29 protein-coding genes are annotated in these 25463 nt (G+C 63.9%); 12 read left to right on the top strand and 17 right to left on the bottom strand.

The genetic code is table 11. The features are described from left to right. The first annotated feature begins 6 nt into the window (after positions 1-6). A complete protein-coding gene (ctaD, locus tag AB6732_RS06905; protein WP_066212554.1) occupies positions 7-1692 on the top strand; it encodes a cytochrome c oxidase subunit I in 1686 nt (561 codons plus the stop codon). Beyond that, positions 1689-2090 (top strand): cytochrome c oxidase subunit 4, encoded by a 402-nt coding sequence (locus AB6732_RS06900; RefSeq protein ID WP_066212551.1) that lies wholly within the window; start codon positions 1689-1691, stop codon positions 2088-2090. The genes ctaD and AB6732_RS06900 overlap by 4 nt, the downstream gene beginning before the upstream one ends. A gap of 149 nt (positions 2091-2239) precedes the next feature. Here AB6732_RS06900 and AB6732_RS06895 read toward each other — a convergent pair whose 3' ends face one another. Next, the gene (locus AB6732_RS06895) at positions 2240-2515 is read right to left on the bottom strand and encodes an HPr family phosphocarrier protein (protein WP_066212549.1); all 276 of its coding nucleotides are present in this window, start codon (positions 2513-2515) and stop codon (positions 2240-2242) included. 90 nt (positions 2516-2605) lie between these two features. Here AB6732_RS06895 and AB6732_RS06890 point away from each other — a divergent pair, with 90 nt between their 5' ends. Then, positions 2606-3400: a GntR family transcriptional regulator gene (locus tag AB6732_RS06890; protein WP_370959257.1), complete on the top strand. Its 795-nt coding sequence runs from the start codon at positions 2606-2608 to the stop codon at positions 3398-3400. Positions 3401-3545: 145 nt separating this feature from the next. Here the strand turns inward: AB6732_RS06890 and AB6732_RS06885 are convergent, their stop codons facing one another. The 4 genes from AB6732_RS06885 to AB6732_RS06870 all read right to left on the bottom strand — a co-directional run bounded on the left by AB6732_RS06885 (position 3546) and on the right by AB6732_RS06870 (position 7837). After that, positions 3546-5237, bottom strand: coding sequence for a cytochrome bc complex cytochrome b subunit (locus AB6732_RS06885; RefSeq protein ID WP_370959256.1), 1692 nt, complete (start codon positions 5235-5237; stop codon positions 3546-3548). Further along, the gene (locus AB6732_RS06880) at positions 5215-6285 is read right to left on the bottom strand and encodes a ubiquinol-cytochrome c reductase iron-sulfur subunit (protein WP_066212542.1); all 1071 of its coding nucleotides are present in this window, start codon (positions 6283-6285) and stop codon (positions 5215-5217) included. The genes AB6732_RS06885 and AB6732_RS06880 overlap by 23 nt, the downstream gene beginning before the upstream one ends. 99 nt (positions 6286-6384) lie before the next feature. Next, positions 6385-7173 carry a c-type cytochrome gene (locus AB6732_RS06875; RefSeq protein WP_066212540.1) on the bottom strand — a complete coding sequence of 263 codons (789 nt, stop codon included), beginning with the start codon at positions 7171-7173 and terminating at the stop codon, positions 6385-6387. 85 nt (positions 7174-7258) lie between these two features. Continuing rightward, on the bottom strand, positions 7259-7837 hold the full coding sequence (locus AB6732_RS06870) for a heme-copper oxidase subunit III (RefSeq protein WP_243874803.1): 579 nt from the start codon (positions 7835-7837) through the stop codon (positions 7259-7261). A gap of 221 nt (positions 7838-8058) precedes the next feature. Here AB6732_RS06870 and trpD point away from each other — a divergent pair, with 221 nt between their 5' ends. Continuing rightward, positions 8059-9117: an anthranilate phosphoribosyltransferase gene (gene trpD / locus AB6732_RS06865; protein WP_370959255.1), complete on the top strand. Its 1059-nt coding sequence runs from the start codon at positions 8059-8061 to the stop codon at positions 9115-9117. 124 nt (positions 9118-9241) lie between these two features. On the opposite strand, the gene AB6732_RS06860 is transcribed toward trpD, so the two are convergent. The 4 genes from AB6732_RS06860 to AB6732_RS06845 all read right to left on the bottom strand — a co-directional run bounded on the left by AB6732_RS06860 (position 9242) and on the right by AB6732_RS06845 (position 11491). Continuing rightward, on the bottom strand, positions 9242-9523 hold the full coding sequence (locus AB6732_RS06860) for an Lrp/AsnC family transcriptional regulator (RefSeq protein WP_370959254.1): 282 nt from the start codon (positions 9521-9523) through the stop codon (positions 9242-9244). 50 nt (positions 9524-9573) lie between these two features. Beyond that, positions 9574-9963: a DUF3054 domain-containing protein gene (locus AB6732_RS06855; RefSeq protein ID WP_370959253.1), complete on the bottom strand. Its 390-nt coding sequence runs from the start codon at positions 9961-9963 to the stop codon at positions 9574-9576. A gap of 24 nt (positions 9964-9987) precedes the next feature. Further along, positions 9988-11118, bottom strand: a complete 1131-nt coding sequence (gene rlmC / locus AB6732_RS06850; protein WP_370959252.1) for a 23S rRNA (uracil(747)-C(5))-methyltransferase RlmC — start codon at positions 11116-11118, stop codon at positions 9988-9990. An 88-nt stretch (positions 11119-11206) separates the two neighbouring features. Continuing rightward, entirely contained in the window at positions 11207-11491 is a 285-nt protein-coding gene (locus tag AB6732_RS06845) for a GlsB/YeaQ/YmgE family stress response membrane protein (protein WP_370959251.1), read from the bottom strand. Between the two features lie 159 nt (positions 11492-11650). Between AB6732_RS06845 and AB6732_RS06840 the strand changes: the two genes are divergently transcribed. Then, complete coding sequence (locus AB6732_RS06840) at positions 11651-13636, top strand: penicillin-binding transpeptidase domain-containing protein (protein ID WP_370959611.1); 1986 nt, start codon at positions 11651-11653, stop codon at positions 13634-13636. Positions 13637-13645: 9 nt separating this feature from the next. On the opposite strand, the gene AB6732_RS06835 is transcribed toward AB6732_RS06840, so the two are convergent. From AB6732_RS06835 to AB6732_RS06825, 3 genes are all read right to left on the bottom strand, one after another. Then, positions 13646-14140: a GNAT family N-acetyltransferase gene (locus AB6732_RS06835; protein WP_370959250.1), complete on the bottom strand. Its 495-nt coding sequence runs from the start codon at positions 14138-14140 to the stop codon at positions 13646-13648. Between the two features lie 49 nt (positions 14141-14189). Further along, positions 14190-14573 carry a hypothetical protein gene (locus tag AB6732_RS06830; protein WP_370959249.1) on the bottom strand — a complete coding sequence of 128 codons (384 nt, stop codon included), beginning with the start codon at positions 14571-14573 and terminating at the stop codon, positions 14190-14192. A gap of 115 nt (positions 14574-14688) precedes the next feature. Further along, positions 14689-15288 (bottom strand): DUF998 domain-containing protein, encoded by a 600-nt coding sequence (locus tag AB6732_RS06825; RefSeq protein WP_370959248.1) that lies wholly within the window; start codon positions 15286-15288, stop codon positions 14689-14691. Between the two features lie 79 nt (positions 15289-15367). Here AB6732_RS06825 and AB6732_RS06820 point away from each other — a divergent pair, with 79 nt between their 5' ends. Both AB6732_RS06820 and AB6732_RS06815 read left to right on the top strand, forming a co-directional pair. After that, on the top strand, positions 15368-15742 hold the full coding sequence (locus tag AB6732_RS06820) for a MerR family transcriptional regulator (RefSeq protein ID WP_370959247.1): 375 nt from the start codon (positions 15368-15370) through the stop codon (positions 15740-15742). Positions 15743-15781: 39 nt separating this feature from the next. Further along, positions 15782-16555 carry a methyltransferase domain-containing protein gene (locus tag AB6732_RS06815; protein WP_370959246.1) on the top strand — a complete coding sequence of 258 codons (774 nt, stop codon included), beginning with the start codon at positions 15782-15784 and terminating at the stop codon, positions 16553-16555. A 290-nt stretch (positions 16556-16845) separates the two neighbouring features. Here AB6732_RS06815 and AB6732_RS06810 read toward each other — a convergent pair whose 3' ends face one another. Together AB6732_RS06810 and AB6732_RS06805 are read right to left on the bottom strand one after the other, a co-directional pair. Continuing rightward, positions 16846-17505 carry a hypothetical protein gene (locus tag AB6732_RS06810; RefSeq protein ID WP_370959245.1) on the bottom strand — a complete coding sequence of 220 codons (660 nt, stop codon included), beginning with the start codon at positions 17503-17505 and terminating at the stop codon, positions 16846-16848. Between the two features lie 669 nt (positions 17506-18174). Further along, a complete protein-coding gene (locus AB6732_RS06805) occupies positions 18175-18642 on the bottom strand; it encodes a hypothetical protein (RefSeq protein WP_370959244.1) in 468 nt (155 codons plus the stop codon). A gap of 139 nt (positions 18643-18781) precedes the next feature. On the opposite strand from AB6732_RS06805, the gene AB6732_RS06800 reads away from it, so the two are divergent. The 4 genes from AB6732_RS06800 to AB6732_RS06785 are packed head-to-tail and all read left to right on the top strand — an operon-like array spanning position 18782 to position 21368. After that, positions 18782-19465: a hypothetical protein gene (locus tag AB6732_RS06800; protein ID WP_370959243.1), complete on the top strand. Its 684-nt coding sequence runs from the start codon at positions 18782-18784 to the stop codon at positions 19463-19465. Positions 19466-19480: 15 nt separating this feature from the next. Then, positions 19481-20035, top strand: coding sequence for an SdpA family antimicrobial peptide system protein (locus AB6732_RS06795; RefSeq protein WP_370959242.1), 555 nt, complete (start codon positions 19481-19483; stop codon positions 20033-20035). After that, positions 20029-20967 (top strand): hypothetical protein, encoded by a 939-nt coding sequence (locus tag AB6732_RS06790; protein ID WP_370959241.1) that lies wholly within the window; start codon positions 20029-20031, stop codon positions 20965-20967. Before AB6732_RS06795 ends, AB6732_RS06790 begins: the two co-directional genes overlap by 7 nt. Positions 20968-21014: 47 nt before the next feature. Further along, positions 21015-21368, top strand: a complete 354-nt coding sequence (locus AB6732_RS06785; RefSeq protein WP_370959240.1) for an SdpI family protein — start codon at positions 21015-21017, stop codon at positions 21366-21368. 181 nt (positions 21369-21549) lie between these two features. Here the strand turns inward: AB6732_RS06785 and AB6732_RS06780 are convergent, their stop codons facing one another. Further along, on the bottom strand, positions 21550-21993 hold the full coding sequence (locus tag AB6732_RS06780; protein ID WP_370959239.1) for an N-acetyltransferase family protein: 444 nt from the start codon (positions 21991-21993) through the stop codon (positions 21550-21552). A gap of 421 nt (positions 21994-22414) precedes the next feature. On the opposite strand from AB6732_RS06780, the gene AB6732_RS06775 reads away from it, so the two are divergent. Then, a complete protein-coding gene (locus AB6732_RS06775) occupies positions 22415-23206 on the top strand; it encodes a carbon-nitrogen hydrolase family protein (protein WP_370959238.1) in 792 nt (263 codons plus the stop codon). A 313-nt stretch (positions 23207-23519) separates the two neighbouring features. Here AB6732_RS06775 and AB6732_RS06770 read toward each other — a convergent pair whose 3' ends face one another. Next, positions 23520-24698 carry a hypothetical protein gene (locus AB6732_RS06770; RefSeq protein WP_370959237.1) on the bottom strand — a complete coding sequence of 393 codons (1179 nt, stop codon included), beginning with the start codon at positions 24696-24698 and terminating at the stop codon, positions 23520-23522. Positions 24699-24802: 104 nt separating this feature from the next. Further along, the gene (locus AB6732_RS06765; protein WP_370959236.1) at positions 24803-25327 is read right to left on the bottom strand and encodes a hypothetical protein; all 525 of its coding nucleotides are present in this window, start codon (positions 25325-25327) and stop codon (positions 24803-24805) included. Positions 25328-25463 lie beyond the last annotated feature (136 nt).

The raw sequence follows: 25463 nt of genomic DNA, 5'->3' as shown, positions 1-25463 counted from the left end.
CGTCTCGTGGCTACCTACACTCAACCCGCTGGGGTCCTGGAGGCACCGGTCGTGCCGAAATCCAAGGGCCGGATCGTGGTCAACTGGATCACGTCCACCGACCACAAGACGATCGGTTACATGTACCTGATCGCCTCGTTCATCTTCTTCTGCCTGGGTGGCGTCATGGCGCTGCTCATCCGCGCGGAGCTGTTTGAACCCGGTATGCAGATCCTGCAGACCAAGGAGCAGTACAACCAGCTGTTCACGATGCACGGCACCGTGATGCTCCTGATGTTCGCCACCCCGCTGTTCGCGGGCTTCGCCAACGTCATCATGCCGCTCCAGATCGGCGCTCCCGACGTGGCCTTCCCCCGTCTGAACGCCCTGGCCTTCTGGTTCTTCCTGTTCGGCTCCACCATCGCCGTCTCGGGCTTCATCACCCCGCAGGGCGCCGCCTCCTTCGGCTGGTTCGCCTACGCGCCCCTTTCCAACACCACGTTCTCCCCGGGCGTGGGCGGTGACCTCTGGGTCTTCGGTCTGGGTCTGTCCGGCTTCGGCACCATCCTCGGTGCGGTGAACTTCATCACCACGATCATCTGCATGCGTGCCCCGGGCATGACCATGTGGCGCATGCCGATCTTCACCTGGAACACGCTGATCACCGCGATCCTCGTGCTGATGGCCTTCCCGCCGCTGGCCGCCGCTCTGTTCGGCCTGGGCGCCGACCGCCGCTTCGGTGCTCACATCTTCGATCCCGAGAACGGCGGAGCGGTGCTCTGGCAGCACCTGTTCTGGTTCTTCGGTCACCCTGAGGTGTACATCATCGCCCTGCCGTTCTTCGGCATCGTTTCCGAGATCTTCCCGGTGTTCAGCCGCAAGCCGATCTTCGGTTACAAGGGTCTGGTCTACGCGACCATCTCCATCGCCGCCCTGTCCGTGACCGTGTGGGCCCACCACATGTACGTGACCGGCTCCGTGCTGCTGCCGTTCTTCTCCTTCATGACGATGCTGATCGCGGTCCCGACCGGTGTGAAGTTCTTCAACTGGATCGGAACGCTCTGGGGTGGGTCCATCACTTTCGAGACGCCCATGCTGTGGAGCCTCGGCTTCATGGTCACCTTCCTCTTCGGTGGTCTGACCGGCATCATCCTGGCCTCGCCGCCGCTGGACTTCCACCTCTCGGACAGTTACTTCGTGGTCGCTCACTTCCACTACGTGGTGTTCGGCACGGTGGTGTTCGCGATGTTCGCGGGCTTCTACTTCTGGTGGCCGAAGTGGACCGGCAAGATGCTCAACGAACGTCTCGGCAAGATCCACTTCTGGCTCCTGTTCCTGGGCTTCCACGGCACCTTCCTGATCCAGCACTGGCTGGGTGTGCTCGGCATGCCGCGTCGTTACGCGGACTACATGCCGCAGGACGGCTTCACCGCGATGAACCAGTTCTCCACGATCTCCTCCTTCGTGCTCGGCGCCTCGCTGATCCCGTTCTTCTGGAACGTGTACATCACTTGGCGCAGTGACAAGAAGGTCACCGTTGATGACCCGTGGGGCTTCGGCGCTTCGCTCGAGTGGGCCACGTCCTGCCCGCCGCCGCGTCACAACTTCACGTCCATCCCGCGCATCCGGTCCGAGCGTCCCGCGCTTGACCTGCACCACCCGGAGCTGGCCCCCGCGCACACCTCCGCAGTCCCGAACGGAGTCGCCAAGTGAAAATCGAGTCCTGGCTCTTCGGAACCGGCGTCTTCTTCTTCGTCCCGGTCTCCATCGTCTACGGTTTCCTGACCAACTGGACCGAGTGGGTCGGCGTCCTGGGCATCCTCCTGGTGGGTGGCCTGGCCGGCATGATCGGCTTCTACCTCGGGTTCACCGGCAAGCGCGTCGGCATGCGTCCCGAGGACCGCGAGGACGCCGAGATCCACGAAGGCGCCGGCGAGCAGGGGCACTTCAGCCCCTGGAGCTGGTGGCCGCTGGTCCTCGGCCTGGCCTGCGCCGGTGGTTTCCTCGGCCTGGCCGTCGGTTGGTGGATCCTGTTCATCGCAGCCGGCCTCGCGGTCGTGGCCCTGGTCGGCTGGGTGTTCGAGTACAGCCGCGGTGATCACGCTCACTGACCGGCCGGCTCACGCCGACTGACTGCATCAACGACGACGGCGGCGGCCTCCTTCGGGAGGCCGCCGCCGTCGTCGTTTTCGTCTCTGGAGATCTACTCACCAGTGGGGGAGCCGTGACAGCCCCGTCAGTCGCCGCGCAGCGACGTCGCCTACTCCTGGGACTCGAGCAGGTCCCGGAGGCTCTCCAGGATGCTCTGGGCCTCCGGCGTGCCGTACCGCTCGTCGTCGAGGCCCAGTGTCACTTCGGTGCCCTGCGTGAAGTCCGCCGTCATGACCTCCAGGAGGGAACGGGCATCCACCGGATCCTGACCCTGCTGGGTGATGGTCACCGGCAGCAGCGTCTCGGCGACGGCGCGGACGAACTGGGCGGCCGGGCGCGCGTGCAGGCCGATGGCGGCAGCGATTCGGGCGCGGACAACGGGCACAGGGACTCCTCGAATGTTCATTAGACCGGTACAGCTATCTGAACAAGAATAGTAGCTGTCCAGTGATCCACTTTTCGTGCGGAGAACAGCATGCCCCCCAGTGCGTCGGCCATCAGCGGAGAGATCGACAGGGAAAGCCCTGTGCCGCTCTATGAGCAGCTCAAGTCGCTCCTGCTGGTCTTCATCGACACCAAGTGCCAGCCTGGCACGGAGCTGCCTTCTGAGCGCGCCCTGTGCGAACGTTTCGGGCTCGCGCGCATGACCGTGCGGCAAGCTCTTGATTCCCTGGCCCGCGACAACGTGGTGGACCGCATGGTGGGGGTGGGGACGTTCGTGCACCGCCCGAAGATGGATCTGCAGCTCAAACTCACGTCGTACAGCGAGGAGATGCAGCGCCGCGGCATGGTGCCGACGTCGCGGGTCCTCAGCTTCGAGGAGATCCATTCGAACGCTCATCTGGCGCGCGAGCTGGAGGTCCCCGAGGGAACCGCCGTGGTGCGCTTCAGGCGCCTCCTGCTCGCGGACAATGAGCCCATGAGCGTCGACGAGAACTTCATCGTCTCGTCACGGGCGCCCGGGATCACGGCGGGGAAGGCCCCGGTCTCGCTCTACGGCGAACTGGAGCAGAACTACGGCCTGGTGATGGACTGGGGGGAGGACATCGTCGAGGCCACCGCCGCCAGCCCGTCCGTGGCCACTCTTCTCAAGGTGGACATCGGCTCACCCTTGCTCAAGATCCAGCGTCATGCCTATGTGGCGGACACGGTCGTGGACTACTCGGTCTCGTACTACCGGGCCGACCGCTACTCGCTCAGAGTGCCGCTGCAGCGCCAGGGCAAGAAGTCGCCCCGCAACTACCGGGCCGCCCCGCCGCCTCGCCACTGAGGGTCGCCACAGAGCGCCGTCACAGGGCGCTGAAGCAAGCCATCGGGCATAACGCGACCGACAGTGTGCCGGCGGACGTGCCGTGACAACGAAAGGGCCCCCTCCAGTTTCCTGGAGGGGGCCCTTTCGGCTGTGTGCCGCTGAATCAGTGGCTCAGGCTCTTGCTGTCCTCGCCGGACTCAACCTCGGCGTGGTGGCCGTGGCCGTGAGCCGATTCGAGCTCGGCCGGAGTCACAGGCGCCACGCGGTCCTCGAAGAACCACTTCGAGAACTTCGCACGGCGGCGTTCCTTGCGGTCCACCACACCCTGCGCGTTCGGCTGTGCCGGGAGCGGCTTCGGGGACTCGAAGGCCACCAGGCGGTAGCGCTTGTAGTCGTTCAGCGGCTCGTGGACCTCGATGAACTCACCGTGCGGCAGGCGCACGATGCGTCCGGTCTCGCGACCGTGCAGAGCGATCTCGCGATCCTTGCGCTGCAGGGCGAGAGCCACACGCTTGGCCACGAAGAAGCCGATGATCGGGCCGATGAAGAACAGGGCGCGGAGCCAGTAGGTCACGTCGTTCAGCGACACCTTGAAGTGGGTGGCGATGAGGTCGGAGCTGGCTGCCGCCCACATGACGCAGTAGAACACGATGCCTGCGACGCCGATGGCGGTGCGGGTCGGAGCGTTGCGCGGGCGGTCCAGCACGTGGTGCTCGCGGTTGTCCTTGGTGATCCAGCGCTCGATCCACGGGTAGGTGAACAGCACCGTGAACACGATGCCTGCGGGCACGAGGGCCGGCAGCAGCACGTTCAGGGTCAGCGTGTGATCGAAGATGATGAACTCGAAGTGCTGACGGTAGCTGCCGATCGCGCCGATGACACCCGGCATCAGACGCAGTGCGCCGTCGACCCAGCCGATGTACCAGTCAGGCTGGGTGCCTGCGGACACGGGGGAGGGGTCATACGGACCGTAGTTCCAGATCGGGTTGATCGTGAAGAAGCCGGCCATCAGCGCGATGACACCGAAGACGATGAAGAAGAAGCCACCGGCCTTCGCAGCGTAGACCGGGCCGAGCGGGTAGCCGACAACGTTGCGGTCGTTGCGGCCAGGGCCGGGGTACTGGGTGTGCTTGTGAACCACGACCATGAACAGGTGGATGGCGACCATCAGAAGGATGAGTGCCGGGACCAGCAGGATGTGGAGCACGTACAGGCGCCCGATGATCGCGGTGCCGGGGAACTCTCCGCCGAAGAGGAAGAAGGAGATCCAGGTGCCGATCACGGGGATCGACTTGATGACGCCGTCGATGATGCGCAGGCCGTTGCCGGAGAGCAGGTCATCGGGGAGCGAGTAACCGGTGAAGCCGGCGGCCATGGCCAGGATCAGCAGGACACCGCCCACCACCCAGTTGAGCTCACGGGGCTTGCGGAACGCGCCGGTGAAGAACACACGGAGCATGTGCACGGACACGGAGGCCACGAAGAGCAGTGCGGCCCAGTGGTGGACCTGACGCATGAACAGACCGCCGCGCACCTCGAAGGAGATGTTGAGCGACGAGTTGTAGGCGACGGACATCTCCACGTTGTAGAGCGGCGAGTAGCTGCCCTGGTAGTGGGTCTCCGCCATGGACGGGTCGAAGAAGAACGTCAGGAACGTTCCCGACATCAGCAGGATGACGAAGGAGTACAGTGCCACCTCGCCAAACATGAAGGACCAGTGGTCCGGGAAGACCTTGCGGCCGAACTCCTTCAGGATGCCGGAACCACCGACACGCTGATCGACGAAGTCAGTGAAGCGGCCGAACTTGGTCTCCGCCTGATAGGTGGATTGCTCAGCTGTTGAGGCGGCGCTCATGCTCGTCACGCTCCCAGTAACTCGGTCCGACAGGTTCATGGAAATCGCTCGTGGCGACGAGGTAGCCCTCTTCGTCGACGGCGATCGGCAGCTGCGGCAGCGGACGGCTGGCCGGGCCGAAGATGACTTCACACTCGTGCGTCAGGTCGAAGGTCGACTGGTGGCACGGGCACAGCAGGTGGTGCGTCTGCTGCTCGTACAGAGCGACAGGGCAACCGACGTGCGTGCAGATCTTGGAGTAGGCGACGATGCCGTTGTAAGCCCAGTTCTCGCGTCCGGGGGAGGGGTGAAGCTCATCCGGGTTCAGACGCATCAGGAGAACGACGGCCTTGGCCTTCTCGTTCAGCTTGCCGTGCTCCAGCTCGTTCAGGCCTTCCGGGATCACGTGGAACGCGGAGCCGATGGTGACATCCGAAGCCTTGATGGGGGTGCCATCAGGGTCACGGGTGAGGCGCTTGAGCTTGCCGTCCTTCGGAGCCCACATGGTGTGTGCGAGCTTGTCGTCCGGACGCGGTCCCAGATCTCCGAAGACGGCCAGTGCGGGCAGGGGAGCCAGCGCGACCGCACCCAGCAGGGTGTTCCGGATGAGGGGGCGGCGCTTGATGCCGGATTCCTCGATGATCGTGTCCGCGATGGCCACGGCTGCCACACGGTCGTCCTCGGACCGCAGCTCATGCCGCTCCTCGGAGACTTCGTGATCGGGCATCAGGGTCTTCGCCCAGTGCACGATGCCCGTGCCGATGCCAAGCATGGCGAACGCGGTGCCAAGCCCGAGCAGCATGTTCTGCAGGCTGATGTCACGAGTCGTGGACTTGTTGGTCAGATCGATGGCGAAGTACGCCACCAGGAAGACCAAGGTGCCGATCACGGACACGATGAACAGGATGGCGACCTGCCGCTCCGCCCGCTTGGCGGCCTTGGGGTCTTTGTCGGCGAGTCGAGGACGGTGAGGAGGAATTCCAGGATCCTGGAATGCTCCCTCATCGTGCTGACCAGCCGTAGCTACGGTGCCCGAGCCTGTCGAGCTGCCGTCACTATGGTTGCCCATGGTTCCCCTTTTTCCCTCTCTGAGTTCGGCTGTTGCCGAAGATCTTCAATTTCAACGCCGCCGTCGTCGCAGCGGCAAAGTGTTCGCCCGCGCTGTCAGCTAGCTGCTACGCGAGGTCAGCCAGATGGTGAAGCCGATGATGACGGCCAGACCTGCAGTCCACACGAAGAGGCCTTCGGAGACCGGACCCAGGGCGCCGAGGTCGGCGCCGCCCGGGGACGGGTTGTTCTCGATGGTCTTCAGGAAGGTGATGATGTCGCGCTTGCCCTCGGGGGAGATGTTCGCGTCACTGAAGACAGGCATGTTCTGCGGGCCGGTGACCATGGCCTCGTAGATGTGCTTGCTCTCAACACCGTGCAGGGTTGGGGCGAACTTGCCCCGGGTCAGCGCACCACCGGCGGCGGCGGCGTTGTGGCACATGGCGCAGTTCACGCGGAAGAGCTCGCCACCCTTGGCGGCGTCACCCTTCTCATCGAGGATGTGTGCGTCGGGAACGCTCGGACCCGGTGCCAGGGACGCGACATAGGCGGCCAGCTGGCGGGTCTGCTCCTCGTTGAACTGCTTCGGCTTGATCTGGGCCTGCGGGCCGTTCATCTGCATGGGCATGCGGCCCGTGCCGACCTGGAAGTCGACGGCGGCAGCGCCGACGCCGACCAGGGACGGACCGTCCTTGGTGCCTGCGGCGCCCATGCCGTGACAGGTGGAGCAGTTAGCCACGAACAGCTTCTTGCCCTCAGCGGCATCGCTGGCGCTGTAGCTCTGGGTCTCGGCCTTGGCCTGGTTGGCCGTGGAAGCCGCCGCGTAGAGGCCACCAGTGAAGAGCAGACCCAACAACAGCAAGGCGATTGCCGCGAGCGGATGACGTCGCTTCAGGGAGAGTGCCTTCACTTGGTGGTTCCTTTGATCGATCGTGCACTTGCCAGCCAGGCAGGTGCGTAGTTTTCTTTGCCGTGTTCCGTGCTCAAGGCACCGGTCACTTCAGGACGTAGATGACCAGGAAGAGGCCGATCCACACGACGTCGACGAAGTGCCAGTAGTAGGAGGTCACGATCGCCGAAGTCGCTTCGAAGTGGCCGAACTTCTTGGCCGCGTACGAACGTCCGAGGATGAAGAGGAACGCGATGAGGCCGCCGATGACGTGCAGGCCGTGGAAGCCCGTGGTCATGTAGAAGGCCGAGCCGTAGGCGTTCGCGTTCAGGGTCACGTGCTCGCTGGTCAGCATCGCGTACTCGGTGGCCTGACCGGCCACGAAGAAGGCACCCATGAGGAACGTCAGGATGAACCATTCGTTCATCCCCCAGCGGGTGAACTGGAAGATGCTGCCGGTGCGGCGGGGCTGCAGACGCTCTGCGGCGAAGACGCCCATCTGGCAGGCGAAGGAGGAGAGCACCAGAACAATGGTGTTCACCAGGGCGAAGGGGAAGTTCAGCTTCGCAGTCTCTTCGGCCCAGAGCTCACCGGAAGTGGAGCGCAGGGTGAAGTACATGGCAAAAAGGCCGGCGAAGAACATCAGCTCGCTGGACAGCCACACCACGGTCCCAACGGAAACCATGTTTGGCCTGTTCAGCGTGGGATGCGCCGGGGTACTGGGGGCATGAGTCGCTGTGGTCACATAGACATTATGTCTGCAAAACCTCGCAGTGCCCAACGCAAAGCGCCGTTTCGGCAGACTTTTTCTACAGAGCTGCGAAAACTACCGTGGTTTTCCGCACCAGGGGAGGTGCTGCAGTTCACATTGCGGGTCCGGCGGCGGAGCCTCGATAGGATCTACACGTGAGTAACGACGTTCAGACCCCGCGAGTTCCCTGGACCTGGCCGCTCCTGATCAGCGCACTCGTCCGCGGCGAAGATCTGCCGTCCGAGGCCACGGCCTGGGCCATGGCCGAGGTGATGGACGGGGCCGCGAACCCGGCGCAGCTCGCCGGGTTCCTGGTGGGCCTGCGCGCCAAGGGCGAGACCGTGGAGGAGATCGACGGGCTGGCCGGCACGATGCTGGCGCGGGCCGAGCGCATCTCCGTCCCCGGCGAGACCCTGGACATCGTCGGCACGGGCGGTGACGGCCTGGACACGGTGAACATCTCGACGATGTCCTCCCTGGTCGTGGTCGGCGCCGGCCGCACCGTGGTCAAGCACGGCAATCGTGGGGCGTCGACGAAGGCGGGGTCCGCCGACGTGATCGAGGCACTCGGCGTGCGTCTTGATCTGCCGGCTCAGCGAGTCGCGGAGATCGCGGCCGAGGTCGGGATCACCCTGTGTTTCGCCCAGGTCTTCCACCCCTCCTTCCGGCATGCCGGGGGCGTGCGCCGGGATCTCGGCATCCCGACGGCGTTCAACGTCCTCGGTCCTCTGACCAACCCTGCTGGTGTCACGGCCCAGGCGCTCGGCGTCGCGAACGAGCGGATGGCGCCGCTCATGGCCGGAGTGCTCGCGCGCCGTGGAACCCGCGCCCTGGTGTTCCGCGGGGACGACGGCCGCGACAAGATCACGACCTCGGGCCTGTCGACCGTCTGGGAGGTGCGTGACGGCGAGGTCCAGGTCCACCGCCTGGACCCCCGGGACTTCGGCGTCGATCTGGTGCCTGTCGAAGCGCTCAAGGGGTCGGACGCGGACAGCAACGCCGACCTGGTGCGCCGTTTCCTGGCGGGGGAGAAGGGGCCGGTGAGGGACGCCGTCGTGCTCAATGCCGCGGCCGGTCTCGTCGCCGCCGACGCCGCTCACGATGCTCCGCTGACGGAGCGGCTGAAGAACGCCCAGCTGGCGGCCGAGGAATCGATCGACTCCGGTGCGGCCGCCGACGTGCTGGAGCGCTGGGTTCAGGCCAGCCGACGCTGAGCGGTTCAGCTCACGGATGGTGGGGCGGGGCAGAGAAGCTCCCGGAGACCAGCAGAGGGCTCCCGGATGATCCGGGAGCCTTCTGCTTTAAGCAAGGTGCGCGTTTAAGAAGAGTCCGCGAAGCTCAGCCGTCGATGCCCATGGAGAAAGCCTCGTCGAGGTCCTCCTTGGAGTAAGACCGGAAAGCGATGTGGGTCGTGGTGTGGACGACGGCGGGGACCTTGGACAGGCGGTCGGCGATGACGTCTGCCAGATCCTCATGCTTGCTCACCTTGGCGATGGCGATGAGATCCCAATCGCCGGTGACCGAGTAGACCTCGGAGATGCCCTCGATGGCCGCGATCTGCTGCGCGGATTCCGGGATGGAGGAGGTGTCCGTCTTGATGTGGACGAATGCGGTGATCACGGTGGGCCTTCCTGGTGTCACTGACCGGTGCTTGCTCTAGGGGAACTCTATTACAGGGCCCGGCGCTTTGATCCGCGTCGCGCGACCAGAAGCCCCAGGGCGCGCCAGCCGAGCAGGACCAGCGCCAGGAAGAGGGTGGCCACGATGATGAACGGGAGCACCACCACCTGACCGGTGAGAGCACGCAGCGCCATTCCGCCGACGAGGGCGCCCAACCAGACGGAGACGCCCGCGGGCCACAGGCGTAGGGGGGCTCGCCAGACACGTCCGGCGAGCCAGCCGATTGCGGCGCCGGCCAGGAACGGCCAGGCTGTGACGAAGACTCCGAGAACGCCTTGATCGCGGTGGTGAGCGTCGCGCCCGATCCCTGCGAACACGAGGATCAGCACGACGTCCAGGACGATCGCAGCGGTCAGGAGGGGTTTGCTGGGGGAGTTCATCGCGGTCTTCCGGCTCGGGGGTGATCAGGCGGCGCGGCGCTCAAGCAGCACCATGGTCTCGTAGTGGTGGCTCTGGGGGAACATGTCCATGAGCCGGGCCTTCACCGGAGCGAGGCTGGGCATCCGGGTCAGATCCTTGCCCAGGCTCACCGCATTGCAGCTGGAGTACAGGACGTGGCGCACCTCGGAGTGCTCGAGCAGGGAGGCGAGTTCCGCCCCCAGCCCGCGACGCGGCGGATTGACGATCACGAGCTCGGGAAGCTCCACGGCGTCCCGGACGAAGGCCGTGGCATCTGCTGCGACGAACCCTGTGTGGGGAAGGCCTGCGTCCGACGCACTGAGGCGGGCGCTGGCCACGGCCTCCGCGCTCACTTCGATGCCCGTGACCTCACGGTCGGGGCGTGCCGCGTGGAGGGCGAAGCCGCCCACGCCGCAGTAGAGGTCCCAGAGCGTCGAGGGGCCGACCTCGTCCACCCATGCCGTGCCTTGGCGGTAGAGCTCTCGGGCCACCGCGGTGTTGGTCTGGAAGAAGCTCCGGGTGCGCAGGTGGAGCGTCAGGGTATCCAGCCGCATAGGCAACGACTCCTGAGCGGTGAGGATGATCTCCTCGTCGCCTTCGAGGGTCGCCTTGTGTTCGGGGTGGATGTTCGCGGACACGACGACGGCGGCCGGAAGCGCCGCCTGAAGCCGCGGCAGAGCGTCGCGCAATTGAGCGAGCTGCCGGGTGCTGCGGAGGACGAACCGGACCATGAGCTCGCCGTCGGGCGATTCCGTGACGATGAGGTACTTCACCTCGCCTTGGCGGCGCGGCACGTTGTATGGGATCAGGCCTGTGGCGCTGATGAAGTCCGCCAGGACCGGGAAGGCGGCCGTCAGGCCGGGGGAGCACAGCCCGCAGGCGCGCAGGTCAACGCCCAGGCCGTCGGTGTCGAGGATGCCCAGGGTTGGCGAGGCGGGGTCGCCGGAGATGACCATCTTGGCCTTGTTCCGGAAACCGGATTCCGCCGCGGTGAACGAGGGGAGCCACTGGACGCCGGGGAAAGCGCCCAGCTGGCGGCGCAGATGCTCTTCCTTCCGGGCCACCTGGGTGGGGTACGGCACGCCCATCTCCGTGCAGGAGCGGCACGTCCCGGCGTCAAAGTAGTCACACTGCATAGCCCCTCCAGTCTAGGTGGACCGGGCCGCGCGGGCGGACACGCCGGAGGCCGGGGCGCGGTGCCCCGGCCTCCGCGGTGTGGTCGATTCAGTGACTGGTGCGATGACCGGCACCGCGGCCGCTGTGGCTGAAGAGCCCGAAGACGAAGAGGACGACAGCCGATCCGACGATGGCGAGGATCCACGTCTGGAGGCTCCAGAAGCCGGCGAGGCCGACGTTGAAGACGACGCCGCCGATCCAGCCACCGAGAAGTGCGCCGACGACCCCGAGGATCAGGGTGGAGATCCACCCTCCACCGTGCTCACCGGGCATGATCATCTTGGCGATCGCACCGCAAATGAGACCCAGAATAAGGAATGCCACAAAGCCCATGACGTTTCCCCTTTTCCCTTGTTCTTGCTGGTACGTGGCGGGTGCCATGACCTGATTCCATTATCCGCCGATCCAGCCGCTTATACCAGGGTGTGTCAAGGCCTTCGGGCGGTGGGCTTCCTGGGCGCTTGACCAGGATTGTCAGTGACGCTTGGCATAATGACGCTCGTGGGGAAATCAACGAAAACACTCAGTGTCCTGGCCGCGTCCGTCATCCTGCTCGGTTCGCTGTCGGCGTGCGACGACGGGCGGAAGGGCGCCGAGTCGTACGTCCAGCAACTCGCCGGCGGCCTTTCCGGGCTCAACGTCGGTTCAGTGCGCTTCGACGGCGTCAATGGCACGGACGCGGATAAGAAACTGAAGGCCATCGTGAAGGGCCTGCCGGACAGCAAGCCCACCGTCAAGGTCGATTCCGTGACGGTGGAGGGGGAGACGGGGACGGCGAAGCTCTCCTTCGACTGGACGCTGTCCGGAGCCCACTGGAGCTATTCCACCCAGGCCGGGCTGAAGAAGACCAATGGTGAGTGGGCTGCTCAGTGGAGCCCCGGGCTCATCGCGCCCGATCTGAAGGACGATGAGGTCCTGGAGACGGCCGGCCAGTCGGCGCCCCGCGCGGACATCCTGGGCGCCGGCGGCAAGGTTCTCGTCACCAACCGGCCCGTCCTTGATCTCGGCATCGACAAATCGCGGCTCAACGGCAAGGATGCCGGTGCGGCCGCGGAGCAGGTGGCCCGCCTGGCCGATGTGGATCCCGCCGGATTCGCGGCACAGGTCAAAGCCTCCGGGCCTCAGGCCTTCGTCAAGGCGATCACCCTCCGCGCGGACTCGCCGGAGGCCAAAGCGCTGACCGCCGAGAAGCTCGCTCAGATCCCCGGTGCGAGGACCGTGCCGGGCACGTTGCCGCTCGCGCCGAGCCGGGGCTTCGCTCGCGCAGTCCTGGGCACGGTGGGTGAAGCTACTGCGGAGCAGGTGGAGAAGTCCAAGGGTGAGCTCAAAGCCGGTGATATGACCGGCCTCGGCGGTCTCCAAGCCCGGTATGACTCGCAGCTGCGTGGTCAGGAGGGCGTGGTCGTCCGGGCCAAGTCCACCGCCCCGGCCGATGCGCCGACGACCGACGGCGCCACCCAGGATGCGGGCCGGGTGCTGTTCCAGGTGGAAGCCAAAGCTGGAACCCCCCTCAAGACGACCCTCGATCCACGCCTCCAGACGCTTGCGGAGGACACGCTCAAGGACATCGGGCCAGCCTCGGCGATCGTCGCCCTGCGGCCGTCTGATGGGGCCGTGCTTGCTGCGGCCTCGGGACCCGGTAGCAATGGCTACAACACGGCCATGATCGGTCAGTATGCGCCGGGTTCGACGTTCAAGATCGTGGACTCACTGGCGATGATCCGCAACGGCATGACCCCGGACAGCACGGTTTCCTGCACGGCCACCGCCTCCGTGGATGGCCGGACCTTCAAGAACGCTCCTCTGTATCCCGCCTCGGAAGTGGGGACGATCCCGCTGAGGGAGGCGTTCGCCCACTCGTGCAACACAGCGTTCATCAACGCCCGGGACAAGGTCTCCCAGGCCCAGGTGAGCGCGGCCGCTCAGTCTCTGGGTGTCGGGCTTCCCTCTGACGCGCTGAACTACGACGGCTTCCTCGGATCGATTCCCGCCGCGGCGGAGGGCACGGAGCACGCCGCCTCCATGATCGGGCAGGGCAAGGTCCTGATGTCGCCGCTGGCGGCAGCGGTCATGGCCGGATCGGTCGGCAAGGGCGCGCCGGTCACGCCGAAGCTGGTGCTCGGGGAGGAGGCCGCGGTCACCCCCGGGGCCACTGCGAGCGGTTCGCCGTCACCCTCGACGACGGCGGCGCCGATCGAGAAGCCGATTACGTCGGCGGAGTCGGTGAAGCTCAAGGACCTCATGCGGGCCGTCGTGACGTCGGGCCACGCGGGATTCCTGTCTGACGTCCCTGGCGCTCCTGTCGGGGCGAAGACCGGCACGGCCGAGTTCGGCACGGACAACCCGCCCAAAACTCACGCCTGGATCGTGGCGACGCACGGCGATCTCGCCGTCGCCGTCTTCGTCGAGGACGGCGGACTGGGCGCCGACACCAGTGGCCCGCTGCTGAAGAAGTTCCTGGTGGGAGCCGCCGGCTAGAACGCGGGTTCAGTCCAGGTCGAGCTTCATGCCGACGTGGCTCGCCACGAATCCCAGCCGAGTGTAGAAGCGCTGGGCGTCGGTCCTGCGGGCGTCCGTCGTGAGCTGGACGAGCCCGGCTCCGTTCCGGCGTCCGTACTTGACGGCCCAGGAGATCATGGCGGAGCCCACTCCTTGTCCGCGCAGCGTCGACGCGATGCGGACGCCTTCGATGTTGAGCCGGAGGCGCCCGCCCCGGGAAATCCCCGGGATCAGGCTGAGCTGCATCAACCCGACGAGGGCGCCGTCGGAATCTTCGACGACCGCGAGGAACTGCGCCGGATCTGAGTCGACCGCTTCGAAACCGCGGAGGTAGGCGCCGTCGTCGTGCCGTTCGCGGGTCTGACCGAGCATGTCGTCGTGCAGCAGCTCGATGAGAAACGGCAGGTCGTTGCGGACGGCCTTGCGGACGACGAAGCCCGGCGCGATGTCGACGGGCGGCAAGGATGGGGGAGTTGGGCTCATGCCCCCAGGCTACTGGGCCGTGGCCGAGCGGAGTGGTGCCGCCGGGGCATCACAGACCGGGGGAAGGGCTCGTGGCCATCAGCACCGCGTAGACGGCGACGGCGATGAATGTCGCGCTGCACAGCCCGATGAGCGGCAGCCAGGTCGCTGCGCGCCGTGGGCTTTTCCGGTTGATGATGGCCAGCACGAGCGTCGCGACGAAGAACGGCACGAAAACCAGCGCGAGGAGGACGCCGCTGAGCTCGAGTTCACCCTCGTAGCACCCCGAGCCAAGCGTCTCGAGGGTGCATTCCATCCGGAAGGGATAGGCGCCCAGCGCCAAGCCGAACAGTAGGGCCGCAGGGAAGCAGACCACCGTGCCCGCGATCGCGAGCACCACGGAGGTTCTCTGACCTGCCGTCAGGCGGTCTCCTGGGAGGGTCTGTGATGCCATCCCGTCATGGTCCATCTGACCTGCCCTTTCGCTGTTCCGAAGCTCTGACGGTATCAGGGACGTCCGGAACGGCTCATCGGACCGGTGAGGTTCGGTGGCCGGCTGCCACCGAAACTCAAGTGGAGGCCAGGACTGCTGCTGCCACCAGCGGAGCAGCGGTGACCACCACGATGAAGAGGCGTTCGCTGAGACCGAAGAACCGGCGTCGTAGAGGCCGGATGAGCAAGGCGAGGACAAGCGCTGTCAACGAGATCGCCGCGATCAGATCCAGTGCGTTCACCACGGCGACGGCGCCCGCTGGGCCGGCGATCAATCTGCTCAAGGGGGTGATGGTCGCGTAGGCGAGGGTGAACCAGGCGATCGCGAACAGCAGGTGGATCCTGCCACGCGTGGTCGTGGTGGTGCCGCTGCGATCGGTCGGCACGAAGGGCATGACCGCCAGGAGCACGCCGAGGCCGAGCAGCCAGCCACCCAGCGTGGTGTCCGATCGGGAGGTGCTGGACATGACGGCGAAGCCGAGCGAAAGCCAGGCCAAGGACGCCGTCCACGATGCGGCGGAAGCGACTGCCCTGGTCCGTTTCGCCGGAGATGCGGCGTAATCGCTGACGGTGTCGTGGACAGGGTGGATGCCGCCGGGCAGCACGTGCAGGAGGACGAACAGCAGGAGCCGCAGGGAGAACAGAGCAACCGCTGTGCCGGCGAGGAAGTGCGTCATGGGGAATTCCTTGAGTCATGGACTGGGTTGTCGGAATCGACGCTAAACTTTCAAGTTACTTGAAGGTCAAGGGGGGATGATGAGGATCAGCGAACTGGCTCGCCGCACGGGTGTGACGCCGTCGGCGATCAGGTTCTACGAGGATCGGGACATGTTCAGCCCGGGTCAGGTGAGGCGATTGCCGAACGGCTATCGGGACTACACGCCGGAAGCTCAGCGCCGAGTGGAACTGATTCTTGCGGGACGGGCGGCCGGCTTCTCCCTGACGGGGATGCGGGAGCGCATGACGCATTGGGACGGCATGAGCGAGGGGGAGAAGGCGGCGCTCCTGGCGGAGCAGCTCGACGTCATCGACGGGCGGATTGCCGAACTCGCACATGCCCGGGACACCGTCAGGGCCGCGCTGGTGGCGTTGCGAGGGAGCCGCGCTGTTGGAGAGTTGGACCGGCAATGACCTGGGAACGGCCTGAGGGCTCGTGAGAGGATCGATGGTGTGACGGACAGTACTTCGCTGGAACTACCGCCCCTCCATGACTCCCTGACGTGGCTGACTCCGCTCTCGGAGGAACGCGCCGCGCATCTGGTGACCTTCTTATCCGACCCTGCGCCGACGGACGTTCTGGACATGGGATGCGGGTGGGGTGAGCTGCTGCTCCGCGTCGTGGAGTCGGTTCCGAACGCGAGAGGCAGGGGAGTGGACCGGTCTCCGGCGTTCATCGAGCGGGCACGCCAGCAAGCGCAGAGTCGCGGGCTGGGTGAACGGGTGGCTTTTGATCTCATGTCTGGCTTGGAGGCCCGGAACACGGCGGCCGATGCGGTCATCTGCATCGGTGCGAGCCAGATCTGGGGGCCGCCGGTGGAGGATGCCCAGCCCCTGGACTACGGCGCGGCCCTGAGGGCGCTGCGTGGCCTGGTCCGTCCAGGTGGGCGGCTCGTCTACGGTGAGGCGATCTGGATGGCGCCGCCCCATCCGGCGGCCACTGCGACTCTGTCGGGGCGAGACGACGAATTCCTCACTCAGGACGCGGTGCGCGAGCAGATCCTTGCCGCCGGTTTCGAGGTGGTTGACGACGACGAGACGAGCCTCGAGGAGTGGGACGTTTTCGAGGCTGGGTTCCGTGCGAGATACTCCCGGTGGCTCGAAGCCCACGATGCCGGCCATCCCGCCGCGGCGCAGGTCCGTCAGGACCTCGAGGATCAACGGGCTGCTTATGAGGATGGGTACCGTGGAGTGCTGGGGATGGCGTATTTCTGCCTGCAGGGGTGAAGCGCTGTAGTCGGTTCCCTGACCGACGGGCGCAAGGTTCGCGGCGAAGCGCACACGTTCCCCTGTCCGAGATCAGATGGCTCCTCCGGAGTCCTCGAAGCTAGGGTGCCGCTTCCCGCGGTGCAGTTGAAGATTCGCTGGTCCAACTGAGGGTGAGCGGCAGCCAAGCTGTTACCCACCCTCAGTTCACTTCCGCTGGAAGCAGCGTCTGCCCTAGAGGGTGCTGATTCCCTGGGTGGTCGGTGGCCTTGCCTGACCTTCACACCCAGGAGCACCCCAAGGGACGAGACTCAGCGTCCGGTAAGTTCCTTGGCTTTGGCTTCCAGGACGGAGTCCGTTGCGGCTGACAGGTCGATCTGCGCGGTCGCGGCGAGTTGTTTGGCGACGTCCGGGTGATGCGCGGTAGCGCGTTCCATGAAGGCGGCAGCCGTGTTGGCTTTGCCTTCGCCATGGCCGAACAGCACGAAGGTCTGCGACGCGACCAGCGGCCGGAGCGTCTCGGCCAATTCGTCGAAGAACGCCTTGAGATCAGCCTCATCGTCACGGCCAGTGTGCCGTTCCACCGTGCGCATGTGGTGTGCCACAGGGCTGGAATCCTTCACATCGTGTTCGGTCTCCACCACCTTGGGCGTGGCAAGGTCGAAGTCCAGGATCCGCGCTGCGCGTTCGTCGATGGTCACCACCAGGAGATGTCCGCTGCCCTTGTCATCAGGGGTTTTGGCGAGGATGCGCCGCGCAAGCTCGATGTCCTCGATCGACACGCGGCCGTCGTGCTGCCTGCGGAACACCTCACGGTGGCCATTGATGTCCACGGCGAGCCTGGCGCCGGGATCCTCGGTCACCTTGTCTGCGATGTCCTTCCACAGCGTGACGAATCGATCCCAGTCGAGATCTCGAGGTGCCGGTTGAGAGAGGATCGCGTCGTATGTTGCGCGGATGTGGTGGTCCACGATTCCTACCTTCTGTAGATTCGCGCGGCACTATGCGCCGCGCTGGATGAAGCCAAGACAGTGCTGTGGCAGCCGATGCTGCCAGATTACCCGGAATGGCCTAATGTCTGACATTTCGCCCCGCTTCGGGCCGCGGGCGGCTTAGAGTCGCGGATCTCGGGGAGCAGATTGATCTTGACGTGAGCCCTCACCATCGAGACCGCCACGATGAAGACGATCTATTGGCGCTTCAGCAGGGGGTTCGGTGCCGAAATCGGCCCTGTGCGCCTGCAGCACCTCCACGACAATCACCGTGAGCATGGAGAGCAGCGCGACCCAACCGGCGCCGATTGCCAGAAGTTCCTTAGTCCGGAGCGCGCAGCCGCCCGTTCCTTCCGTGTCTGATGAGAGCCCGCTAAGATCGAGGCCGGTTCTTTGCCGCCCGGACCTTGCTCCAGACAAAGTACAGAACAGAAAACACCACGACATCAACAACGATGTAGACCGGCAGATGCTGTGGCAAGTGGTCGGCATCTCGTATCAGTGAACCTGCTTCCACTCCGATCAGTGGGAACAGGATGATTGCAGCGAATGGCAATGGTTTTACGGGTTGTTTCAATTCTCTCACCCCGTGACGTTGACGACCCGCAACTCCAAGAAGGGTCAGGGCGGGCCGCAGGGCTCGTTTGCTTACGGCGACAGGTCTACTGACCTGAGTTTCACAAAAATCAGAGCGGCGAATGCACTTAGTCCGGCAAAGTTCCCCGAGATTCTCAGTACGGGCCCTGCATCTCTGCTCCATAGCGGCGTTGCGAGGGAGATGCCAGTTAGCACCACCGCTGCCGAGAGAAAGAAGCTGATCGTTGGCAAATACTTCTGACGCGATTCGGGTATTTTGCGCATCAATTCTCTGATAAATAGCGCAAGAACACAGATCGTGACCATGGAGATGCTGGCAACCCATGCAATGGTTGGCACTTCCACGGATATGATCGAGGTCGATCCGTTTGGATTGACGAATAGAGCCGCCCATGCGGTTGCGCAGAGGACCAAAGCAATAGAGCTGAGTGCGGCAGACGAGATCAGATACCGCTTTCGGAGCTGAGGAGGCGTCGACTCATCTTCAGGCCCATCCTCCGGCAGCTCTTCTCGTTCCATCAAGTTCTCCCTTCCACAATGGTTATAGCCCGTACTTTTTCTAAGAACGGCGATACCCGAGAGATAGTTGCATACGGTAAGTATCTAAAGTCAACACACTGGCGTTCTTGTCCTACATTTGCACACGAGCTATTATCGCATGGTCAGCAACACCATCGTGCTGATTAATCCGTTTTGCTACCACTCGGAGCGAACCATGTTCAAGGAAATACTTGCCGCGTCGGTCATCGGGGCCGTGGGCTTGACCGCTTCAGGCGCCCACGCTGTAGCGGCGGATGATCGTCCAGCAGCGGCAACAGGTACCCAGAAGGTAGAGACAACGAACCTGCGGTATAGCGACCAGGACGTCATCTCCTTCTTCGTCTTGCATGCGGGACCCGTTTTTGATGCACGACCTGACCTTGCCACGCAGCTCGGCTACGTCAGGACTCATCCGAGCGCCGAGACGGTGTCTGCCGTGATGAAGTTGTTCCGTCAAGCTGATCCCCAGTTGCACGAAAGAGTGACGGAAGCCGTGCAGTCGGGGGATCCGGTCCGGGCCGAAGCGGGACTTAGAGTTCTCACGGACGACTTCAACAAGGTGGTCGAGCACATCAAGGAGTCGAGGTCGCAAAAGGGCACGCTGAGCCCCTTGGACTACAACAACGGCCCTGTCAGCAACTTCGTCGACACCATCACCTTCGTCGCCGCGGCCGCCGTCGTTCTGGGGGCGGTTGCCGCTGTCGCCGGCGCGGTTGTCTTCGTGCTCTACACCCCCGACAGCACCGCGACAGCGTATGACCGGCAACTGAACGCACTCGCCGTTGCAAAGTCGTTGGGCTGATTCAGGGGGCTGCTGGTGAAACCCTCGCGGATCGTTGCACTCTCCGGCGTGGCGATGGCCACGATCATCATCGCCACGCTCGTCGTTGGAGTATTGGGAGCGATGCCAACCACAGTCCTCAGCCAAGATAAGACCTGGAAAGTCACGGCGGTCGCGTTCGTGCCTGAATCCTGGTCGTTCTTCACCAAGGAGCCTGACTCAACCGCGCTGATTGCCCTCCGCCCAACGGCCGAGGGGCTGGATCAGGACGATCGGCTGGATCCGCTTCCACAGTCATTGGCGGCCAACGGGTTCGGGATCTCTCGCATACAACGGTCCTACGACACGGAGAAAGCTCTCTATGCCGGCAAGATCCAGAACTGGATCGACTGCGGAGGGACGACGAATAGTGAGTGCGTATCGGCGGCTAAGGCGGGAGAGGCGCAGGTTTTGGACTCAGCCAAGGGAGCCCCGAACCTATGCAGGCAATGGCTCTTGGTTCAAGTTCACGTTGTCCCCTATGCGTACCGTGAATTAACTCCCTACGAGCGGAAGGCTGACAAGGCAGCGAAGGTGAGCGTCAGGTGCTGATGAACGTCGTGGATCGTATGGGTGCGCAGATTCTGCGGTTCAGATCAGCATCCATTCCAGTTCAATCCGCCAGGGCACTCCTAGCCGCCGCCACCCTGTCCGTCGTCTTGTTCACTCCATGGGAACAGCTCACTCCTGAGATCGCCGGAATCGGGCGCCCCACATACTGCAAGCCGCCAGTGAACCTCGGACTGTACTGCCTTGACTCCACCCCCGATAAGTCATTCGCGCCGTGGATTGCGTCAGGCGTGCTCATCTTGGTGACTTTGGGTGTGGTCCCCGCGCTCAGCAGCCTGTTACATGCGTGGGTCGCGTTTTCCATCTCAGTGGGAATCGGGCTACCTGATGGCGGAGAGCAAGTAGCCCAGTTGGTTTCGGGCCTGGTGTTCTTGATGTCCATCGACGATTGGGCGTGGTGTGCATGGGTGCCGAACAGGGGAGAGGTCTTCAACACCGCCCGGCTGTCGCGCTACAGCGCCGGGATCCGCTGGGCAGGCTGGCTCGGACTACGGCTGCAGATGGCATACATCTATCTGGATAGCGGCATCTCAAAACTCTCTCATGAAGATTGGCTGAACGGCTCAGCCATGTATTACTTCGTGCGAGATCCCTCCTTTGGCGGCTCAGGCATCGTGGGAGAAGTAGCCCGATGGGCCAGCAGCTTTGACTTAGGAGTTGCCGTCCTCACCTGGGCCCCTATTCTCATCGAGATCATGATCGCCGTGTTTCTCCTCGGAGGGCCGCAGCGCAGGAAAGCAGCATTCGTCACCTCAGTCCTCCTGCATGCTGGCATCATCGCGGTCATCGGGCTGTGGTCATTTTCCCTGATCATGATCGCGGCAGTTGCACTGGCTGCATTCCCGGGATTTCGGCCTACCCCCGTAAGCGATACACAGGAATTGGAGAGGAAGGAGTATGCCGCGATAGCTTGAATGGTGCAGACGAAAGAGTGTGAACTTTAATCAAGGCAGGTAGAGACATGTCCTCAAGCGAAACGGCCACTCTAGTGACGATTCTTTCCGTTCTCGGCGCAATATTTATCATCTGCGGGATCCTGGCATTGGCAGCGCGATTGCCGATGAACCCCATCGTCGGGATCCGCATTCCATCAACCATGATGTCTGACGCAGCATGGAAAGCAGGTCATCGCGCAGCAGGCCCGTACCTCATCGTCGGAGGTTTGTGTGCTTTTGCCGGCGGGGCTCTCGCCCTGGCGGCACCTTCAATCGGCACCCTCGCCTTGACCCTCATCCCCACTGCCGCGGTGTTGGTGTTCCTGACGATCGCGGTGATCCTTGCCTCACGCGCCGCAACACGAGCCTCCATTGAGTGAGTGTTCAGTCGACCTAATGAGGCCTATGCGCCAGAGTCGCGCAACGAGCTCCAGGGGATTCGGGTGACCTCGTCACGCGCAACGGCGTCGTGTATCCGATGCCCGGGTGTCGCGTCTGGACACATGGGCGAACGTTGCGTCGTGCCGTAGGGATGGGGGAGTGCGGGCCCCTGCGGTCGCTCTAGTTCAGCGGCGGTGAGTATCTCAGTACGTTCGTTTCACGGGGCCGGAACCCTACTGATTCATAGAGTCTCAGTGCAGATTCGCGCGATGGGCGGGATGTGAGATCCAGGGTGCGGAGGCGCTTTCTGGAAGCCTCCGCAGTGATCTCAGTAAGCAGCAACCGGGCGATACCGCGTCCACGTGCCTGGTCGCTGACGACGACGTCCTCGACGATCCCGCGCCAACCGGTCACCAGGGGAAAAGTCACCAGGGTCGCCATGCCGACGATCCGACCGCCGTCGCGCGCGGCGAAGAGGTCGACGCCTGGCGTGTCGACCATCGACTGCACCCGCTCACGGACGAACGTCGCGCCGGTGGACAGCTGGGGGAGAAGCGCTTCCACTTGCTGAAGATCGTTGTCAGTGAGACTTTCGACGATCGCGACCTCGATATGATCGGCCATGAGCACAGCCTAGTCCGCGACGGCGGAGACCGACCGCTGCGCCCTCGTGAACTGTGTTCAGCGGTCTCAGCCTCACTGAAGGGGGAGCAGGGTGCCTTCGCCAGGAGCAAGTCTCGCAGTATTCGGAGCGATATGTCTCCTGATGGGCTCAGGCGTAGCCCTCTGCCGAGTGCCAGTTTCCCGGAGGCATCGTCAGTGGATGGAGATGTTCATCAGGCGGCTCCGTGCCATGGGCATACGGCCCAGACATTCAATCGAGGATGCCACGTCTCCAGGCACCTGGCTGACGGTCGGGGTCTTATCGGCTCTTGTGGGCGCCGCGTTTCTTTTCGCTGGCCTGAATCTGCTGCTCCGGCCGTGAGCGCGGCCGGCCGCACGGTGCCGGTGTCGGCCCGGCAGTTCTCACAGTTATCCTGGGGGAGTGACGAAGACCGTGGGGCTGCTCGCCACGCCCATTGATCCACGCATCCAAAACCGCAGCTCAGAAGTGCGGCGAATGCCTCAGGCGACGTTGAGGGTGGCCGTCGCCCAACCGGTGATTCGTCTGAACGACCTCAGGGCGAACGTCGCATCACACGTCGACTCCATCCGGGCTGCGGACAGCCGGATCGTGATCTTTCCCGAGCTGTCTCTCACCGGCTATGACCTCGGCGCGCCCGTCATTGAACTGGACGACCCGCTTCTCCAGGAACTTGTCGATGTCTGCGCGGAGACGGGGAGTGTTGCGCTCGTCGGTGCGCCCGTGGGGGAGGGCGACCGCCTGTCCATCGCCACGCTCAGGGTTGACGCGGAGGGGGTATCGGTCGTGTATCGAAAGACCTGGCTGCACGGCGAGGAATTCACACGGTTCACTCCCGGCGCCGGCCCGTCGACCATCGACGTCGACGGCTGGGTCGTCGGGTTGGCCATCTGCCGCGATACCGGGCAGAGCCAGCACACCGCGCAGATGGCGGCGCATGGCGTCGACCTCTATGCTGCCGGCGTCGTTGATGTCGCCGCTGACGTCGTCGAATGTCAGGCACGCGCCTTCGTCATCAGCCGGGCGCTGGCAGCGCCGGTCGCGATCGCCAGCTTCGCGGGGCCGACGGGCGGGGGCTTTGACGAGACCGCCGGTCACTCTGCGGTCTTTGCTGCTGACGGAACCAAGCTCGCCGAAGCCGATGGGCGGCCGGGCGGCATGGTGCGCGCTGAACTGACGCGTCGAACTCGCTGAACAGTGAGAGCGTCGCGTGGAGGGCGTGTCTCAGCGCACCGCGAACGAGGGGGACGTGTCGCGTCAGGGAGGAGCGAGATGATCAGCCCAGGGCAGCGTCCGGATTATTAGTTGACATAATGTAGATTATCGGCGCATTACGGGGCTGACGAGGTCAGTGCGGGAGCATGTTTTGCAGCGTTCCTTCACACTCTGCCTTTGAGTCGCAGTGCGGGTATCCCTGCGCCCACCGCCCCACTCCTGATGTCTGCGCAACTCTCAGGCCGGGCTCACTGGGCACAAGCCTCTGCGAAGGGATCCGAATCAAACCGTACTAGTTTGCATCCGAGGTAAGGAATGTTCTGGGCCCGTATGGCGAGAGTTTCCACTGGCCAGGCTCGTCCTCCAGCACTACCTGACCGTCCGGGCCAATTCGGACCCAGCGCAGCACTGCCCTCTGGTGCACGCCATTGACACGTAGTTCGACATCAATTTCAGCAACAGCTGCTGAGACGTGGCGGACCAGAAGAACGTTCCATTCCTCTAGGTTCTCACTTTGGTATAGCCACTTAGCCTCTTCTGCCAGTTTGCCCAAGCTCGCTTTGGTGCTTCCGAATTCGATGAAAGTGGCTCCCACAGGCGCCCATTGCCGGCGGTGCCACTTCGTCAAATAGTTTGTGCATGCCAAGAGGACCTCGGATTCTTCGTTCACTTCGGGCGAGAATTCGCGTGGTTCCCATGCCTGAAGTAGCTGCTGCTGTTGCTGCTGGCGGCGAAGCTGCGCGAGAACATCTTTGCAGGTCGGTGGGACCTGCTCAGGTTCTTGCTCTCGTTGCCGCGCATCTGCCCAGTCGGCGACGGCGAAGAGCCTGTTCCAGGCTTTGGTGGCGATGATCTCGTTGTCGAAGTTGACCAAGGTTCCGTGCATGATTCCGTTGCGATACAGCTCCGTGGTTTCAGCCAGGTCGGTCTTGAAGACGCTCTTCCGGAACGACTTGTGCGCGTGGCCCAGGCCCATGTGGTGGCCGGCGACGCTGTCCCAGGCCACCATGTCCTCTTCGGAGCGGGCGTGCAAGCCCTTGCGGACGGAAGTTTCGAATTCACCTACAAAGCCATCCATGACCGCCAAGATCACGAACACGGTGCTGTAGTAGCGGCCTGCTTCGTAATCGGACAAGGCCTTCCTCAGCAGCACCATACGATCTCTCATTGCCGGGAACCGGTTCAGCCGACCCAGTGGAGATGAAATGTGATCCTCGGCCTTGTAGTACGCAATGAGCCGGGCCTCGATGCCTGCCGGGTCGGCTGCCTGCTCCCGATCGAGAACTTTCTCAATCTCGGAGGGGATTAGGTCGCCGGTGAAGACCCAGTTCCGCTCCCCCACAGCCTCGTAGAAGGAGTCAACCAAAGCTGTGAGCTGTCTATGCTGTTCCTGCAGAGCCCTCAACTCGCGCCGGTGCTCACGAGGAACGACAAAGCTCAGAACCCTCAGTTGACGGATCTGTTCGGCCATCTTCCTAATCGATGGGACATCAGCGGCGGAACCATAGGGACCGGCTGAGGGTTTGGAGCTCATAATCAGGACAATACCTGAGTTCAGTGACTGGCTTTGGGGAGCTATCGCGAGCGTTCCATGGCGTAGGCGCGCACGGTCTCTATGAGCTTTCTCTGATTCCGGCCCGCGGTTCTTCGATGGCCGCAAACCGCGCGGGCACGGATCCAGCTAGTTGGTACTTGCTCGTTCAACAGGCTTATCCCGGGTCCTCGAACCGGGTTACTGATCCTGACGCTTGTTCCCAGGCCAAGGTCGGCCGGAAGCACGTCGTCCGCACGCCATCGTTCAGTATGAGCGAAGGTGCCACCGTCGGGTAGCTCGAGCGTGAGCTGTGAGACCTGGGTGGTGGCGGTGCGGCTCTTGTTGGTAACTGTCACGTAGATTCGCGCGGACCCCTCGGCATTGCGTCCAAGGCCAACGGGGATCGCCCGGTTTGTCATGGCAGATAAACGGGGCCGGTCTCGACGCCGAAATATCAGGGTCAAGGCAACTGAGAATACCGACACGGCGATCGACACAATGGGCAGCAATTGGCCCGGCCCGTCTTTGACCAGCTGCACCCGAATCACGTAGACGGGGCTGTTCATGCACCGAGAATATCGGTTGATCTCCGGCCTGTTCGGACCAATGTCCAGCTTTCGGCTTCTCCGGGGTTTGCGCAACTGACGCTACGCGTGGTGTAGGCCACATTATTCGGGTATGTTTCGCTCCTCCTGACGACTT

This window comes from Arthrobacter sp. RCC_34 (assembly GCF_041360795.1).
Lineage (GTDB): Bacteria > Actinomycetota > Actinomycetes > Actinomycetales > Micrococcaceae > Arthrobacter_E.
Note: the sequence above shows the minus strand (reverse complement) of the source record. Positions and strands in the feature narration are given on the sequence as shown.

Bases quoted from the DNA above. Each gene is read 5' to 3' on its own strand.
- AB6732_RS06825 (WP_370959248.1), bottom strand. From the start codon at position 15,288: ATGACGCACTTCCTCGCCGGCACAGCGGTTGCTCTGTTCTCCCTGCGG.
- AB6732_RS06765 (WP_370959236.1), bottom strand. From the start codon at position 25,327: ATGAACAGCCCCGTCTACGTGATTCGGGTGCAGCTGGTCAAAGACGGG.
- AB6732_RS06830 (WP_370959249.1), bottom strand. From the start codon at position 14,573: ATGGCATCACAGACCCTCCCAGGAGACCGCCTGACGGCAGGTCAGAGA.
- AB6732_RS06890 (WP_370959257.1), top strand. From the start codon at position 2,606: ATGCCCCCCAGTGCGTCGGCCATCAGCGGAGAGATCGACAGGGAAAGC.
- AB6732_RS06840 (WP_370959611.1), top strand. From the start codon at position 11,651: ATGACGCTCGTGGGGAAATCAACGAAAACACTCAGTGTCCTGGCCGCG.
- AB6732_RS06820 (WP_370959247.1), top strand. From the start codon at position 15,368: ATGAGGATCAGCGAACTGGCTCGCCGCACGGGTGTGACGCCGTCGGCG.
- rlmC (WP_370959252.1), bottom strand. From the start codon at position 11,118: ATGCAGTGTGACTACTTTGACGCCGGGACGTGCCGCTCCTGCACGGAG.
- AB6732_RS06885 (WP_370959256.1), bottom strand. From the start codon at position 5,237: ATGAGCGCCGCCTCAACAGCTGAGCAATCCACCTATCAGGCGGAGACC.
- AB6732_RS06880 (WP_066212542.1), bottom strand. From the start codon at position 6,285: ATGGGCAACCATAGTGACGGCAGCTCGACAGGCTCGGGCACCGTAGCT.
- AB6732_RS06800 (WP_370959243.1), top strand. From the start codon at position 18,782: ATGGTCAGCAACACCATCGTGCTGATTAATCCGTTTTGCTACCACTCG.
- AB6732_RS06785 (WP_370959240.1), top strand. From the start codon at position 21,015: ATGTCCTCAAGCGAAACGGCCACTCTAGTGACGATTCTTTCCGTTCTC.
- AB6732_RS06870 (WP_243874803.1), bottom strand. From the start codon at position 7,837: ATGGTTTCCGTTGGGACCGTGGTGTGGCTGTCCAGCGAGCTGATGTTC.
- AB6732_RS06770 (WP_370959237.1), bottom strand. From the start codon at position 24,698: ATGGCCGAACAGATCCGTCAACTGAGGGTTCTGAGCTTTGTCGTTCCT.
- AB6732_RS06780 (WP_370959239.1), bottom strand. From the start codon at position 21,993: ATGGCCGATCATATCGAGGTCGCGATCGTCGAAAGTCTCACTGACAAC.
- AB6732_RS06845 (WP_370959251.1), bottom strand. From the start codon at position 11,491: ATGGGCTTTGTGGCATTCCTTATTCTGGGTCTCATTTGCGGTGCGATC.
- AB6732_RS06805 (WP_370959244.1), bottom strand. From the start codon at position 18,642: ATGGAACGAGAAGAGCTGCCGGAGGATGGGCCTGAAGATGAGTCGACG.
- AB6732_RS06835 (WP_370959250.1), bottom strand. From the start codon at position 14,140: ATGAGCCCAACTCCCCCATCCTTGCCGCCCGTCGACATCGCGCCGGGC.
- AB6732_RS06855 (WP_370959253.1), bottom strand. From the start codon at position 9,963: ATGAACTCCCCCAGCAAACCCCTCCTGACCGCTGCGATCGTCCTGGAC.